The organism is Leclercia sp. LSNIH8, from assembly GCF_002920195.1.
Lineage (GTDB): Bacteria > Pseudomonadota > Gammaproteobacteria > Enterobacterales > Enterobacteriaceae > Enterobacter.
Genome location: NZ_PQJY01000027.1, coordinates 1 through 3,504, shown reverse-complemented (window position 1 = coordinate 3,504; position 3,504 = coordinate 1). Strand labels below are relative to the sequence as shown.

Here is a 3,504-nt window from a genome sequence, read left to right as displayed (position 1 = left end):
GCGTCAGATTTCGTGATGCTTGTCAGGGGGGCGGAGCCTATGGAAAAACGGCAGCGCCGCATCCTTTTTTTTGCCCAGCTTGTCATGCCGTATGCCTTTGCTCTTATCCGTGTACTGGTAACGCCCGCCGCAGCCGAACGGCAGGAGCGGCAGCGACCGAGTGAGCGAGGAGGCGTAATATCACCGTAACCCCCATTTTCTCCCGTACGCCCTGTAGCTGCATTTTCCCCTGTTACATGAAGCACTTTCATTAAGTGTTACTCCGCCGTAACATATTAAGCCAGTATACACTCCGCTAGCGCTGCGTGACTGGTTCAGGGCTGCGCCCCGAAACCCGCTAACAACCTCTCCGCTACTGGATATCACCCCATGCCATCTGAACATGATGAACAACGGGATGCTGCTGATACGCAGCTTCCCGGCGAGTATGACCTTTTTGATTTAATGGCGAAGGTTACTGAAGATAACCTGCACGCCCCGGTGGATTCCGGGCCACCTGTCGGCCGGGAAGCGTTATAGCTTTTTCGCTGGCCAGCGTACGTGTAATACGGTGGTATTACATCTTATTTCTTTATTTTCATGTTCTTACAGTTGATTGTAATACCTTGCGTATTACCGTAATAAATGGAGTATCCCATTTTTTTTATGTAATTCATGCAGTTGCGATGAAAATCGCGGCTGCGTTAGGTGTATGACCATTTAAGGGTTAAAAAAACATCATTTTGACTGGGCTATCTGCGCAGGTTAAGAGGCTGATATGACAAAAAAGCGTCCTTCACTACTCCGTTCATGCTCGCATGAACGGAGTAGTTTTCCTGACTACAGGTAAACTACAAAAAGACTACAAAATCTGATGTTTAATCATGCCTTTCAGAGAGCTAACTACAGATAAACTACAAATCAACTACAGAATGACATCACTTTTACATCATTCTTACGTCAGATCTGACCTCTTAACTATTCGTACATCCGACCCCCCTTCCTGAACGTGCTGAAAACGGTTTTTCCGGCTGCGCCGGCAACGCCTCACGGCCACGCAATAAATTGCGTCCCCGTTCACCGTTTTCGGGTGGGAAGAACGTCGGAAACAGGACTTACCCCGGCTGAATGGCGTGAATTTCCGCACTATGCACTTGCGCGCATACTCATGCATGCCGTAAAAACAGAGCCTGCGCGTTTCTGGCGGGTTTTCGGGGGATTTGTTGCCTGTTTTGCCGGTTTCCCGTCAGAAACGCCCTGAGGCCGTTTTCGCGGTGCGCGTAAGTGGGATTATGTTAAACAATAAAAATTGGATATTATTTTGAAATTTAAAATCATTGATTGCATAAAACGTGGGTTTGGTTTTTACAAGTGGGATGTTATTTTAATTTCTTGGATTTCACTTGTTCACTTTTCTCTTGGGTATGGAGTTAAGGTAATATATGTATTATCTGTTTTTTTTGGATTGAAACTGTTATTTTGTTTTAGTAGATTCTTTTACAGTTCGATAATTTTAATATTATCATTGATAGGGTTTATATATTCCCCTGTAGGTATTATCTACGGTTACCCTGATATTAATGTTGTAGGTTCTTTTTTGTACACTGATAGCAGTGAAAGCAAAGAGTTTTTGATTGGTACGCCGTTTTATATATATTTAACTTCTTTTTTAATAGTGTTAATTGGTTTTTTCTTACTGAAAATGCCATTTTCAAAAAAAATATCCTCTAGTAGAGTTAAAGTGTTTTTTTTTGTTTTCTTTGTCATTTCCTCAACATGGTCAGCTATCAGGCAAGGTGGAATTTTAAATGGTGATATTGCACTGCCGGAAATTAGGTTTGTAAAAGATCTTTATTCCGCCTATAAGAAGGTGGAGGGTGATAGGGTTTCATATTCATTAATAATTAAATCAAAGAGTATTTGGAGTCCGAATAAATCAAGAGGGGAGTATAAAAATTACATTTTGGTTATAGGTGAAAGTGCTCGCCGTGATTATGTCCATTCATTCGGCGGTAAGTACAGTAACACTCCTTGGCTTGATAGTGCCCCAGCAATGATTTTTGATAATTACATATCTGCCGGTCCTTCAACAATGATCTCATTAACTAATACCTTATCCTTACGTAAGGGTAGTGTTTTAGAACTGAATAATAATGTTGTCACTCTAGCATCAAAAGCTGGTTTTGAAACGTGGTGGTTATCCAATCAAGGCAGTAAGGGGCACTTCGATTCACCAATTTCATTGATTGGGCATAGTGCAGATTATAGTGAGTTTATTAAATCTGGAAGCTCAGATGATAGGCTTATCTCGCCAGATGAAAATTTGTTACCCTTACTTGATGTAGCTTTAAATAAAAATAAAAATGAAAATAAATTGATTGTTCTTCATTTGATGGGATCACATCCAAAAGCCTGCATTAGAACTAATAATACCTATGATATTGATGTGGGCGCGAAGGAAGTATCATGTTATATAAAGTCCATAGAGATGACAGATCAATTTTTATCTAAAGTTATTTCTCTTGCAAATCAGACTGGTGAAAGTTGGTCTGTTATGTATTTTTCTGATCATGGATTGTCATACGTTAATAAAGATACACAAGGTGCTTACTTGACACATGGTGACAAGACTAAAGAGAATTATGAAGTGCCATTCTTTATTATTAATAGTAACTCAGAAATAAAAGAAGTTGTACATCAGCCACGTAGTGCACTTGATTTTATGACGACATTTTCTCAATGGTTGAAAATTAGCGATCGTAACATACCAAGTGCTTGTAATATGCTTTCTAATGAAAACTGCAGTAATGAAGATTATGTTATTGATTTTAATGGGAATTACATTAAATTTAATGACTTGCCTTCGGTTCCATAGACAGGATCTTCTTGAGATCCTTTCGTTCTGGCCGTAATCTCCTGACCTGTAAACGAAAAAGCCACCCGGTAAGGTGGCTTTTCGAGGGATCAGTTGAGCTGTAACTCTTCTGAACCGAGGTAGCTGGGTATACGAGACCGCAGATACCAAAACTGTTCTTTCAGTGTAGCCGTAGTCAGGCCCATACTTCAAGACCTCTGAATATCTCTCTCGTATACCTCCAGTTACTAATGGCTGCTGCCAATGGCGATTTGTCGTGCCTTTTCGGGTTGGACTCAAGTTGATAGTTACCGAAAAGAGCGTGGTAGTCGGACTGAACGGGGGGTTCGTGCATACAGTCCAGCTTGGAGCGAACTGCCTACCCGGAACTGAGTGTCAGGCGTGGAATGAGAAACCGCGGCCATAACAGCGGAATGACACCGGTAAACCGAAAGGCAGGAACAGGAGAGCGCACGAGGGAGCTACCAGGTGGAAACGCCTGGGATCTTTATAGTCCTGTCGGGTTTCGCCGCCACTGATTTGAGCGTCAGATTTCGTGATGCTTGTCAGGGGGGCGGAGCCTATGGAAAAACGGCAGCGCCGCATCCTTTTTTTTGCCCAGCTTGTCATGCCGTATGCCTTTGCTCTTATCCGTGTACTGGTAACGCCCG

The 3,504-nt window shown here is 42.2% G+C and carries 2 protein-coding genes and 1 pseudogene; all 3 read left to right on the top strand.

Going from position 1 to position 3,504, the window contains the following annotated elements:
• Nucleotides 1-189, top strand: a pseudogene (locus C3406_RS26690) (hypothetical protein); the annotation flags it as partial.
• Nucleotides 190-369: 180 nt separating this feature from the next.
• Entirely contained in the window at nucleotides 370-519 is a 150-nt protein-coding gene (locus tag C3406_RS26360; protein ID WP_164840373.1) for a hypothetical protein, read from the top strand.
• A gap of 781 nt (nucleotides 520-1,300) precedes the next feature.
• On the top strand, nucleotides 1,301-2,854 hold the full coding sequence (locus C3406_RS25720; RefSeq protein ID WP_127796446.1) for a phosphoethanolamine transferase: 1,554 nt from the start codon (nucleotides 1,301-1,303) through the stop codon (nucleotides 2,852-2,854).
• Nucleotides 2,855-3,504 lie beyond the last annotated feature (650 nt).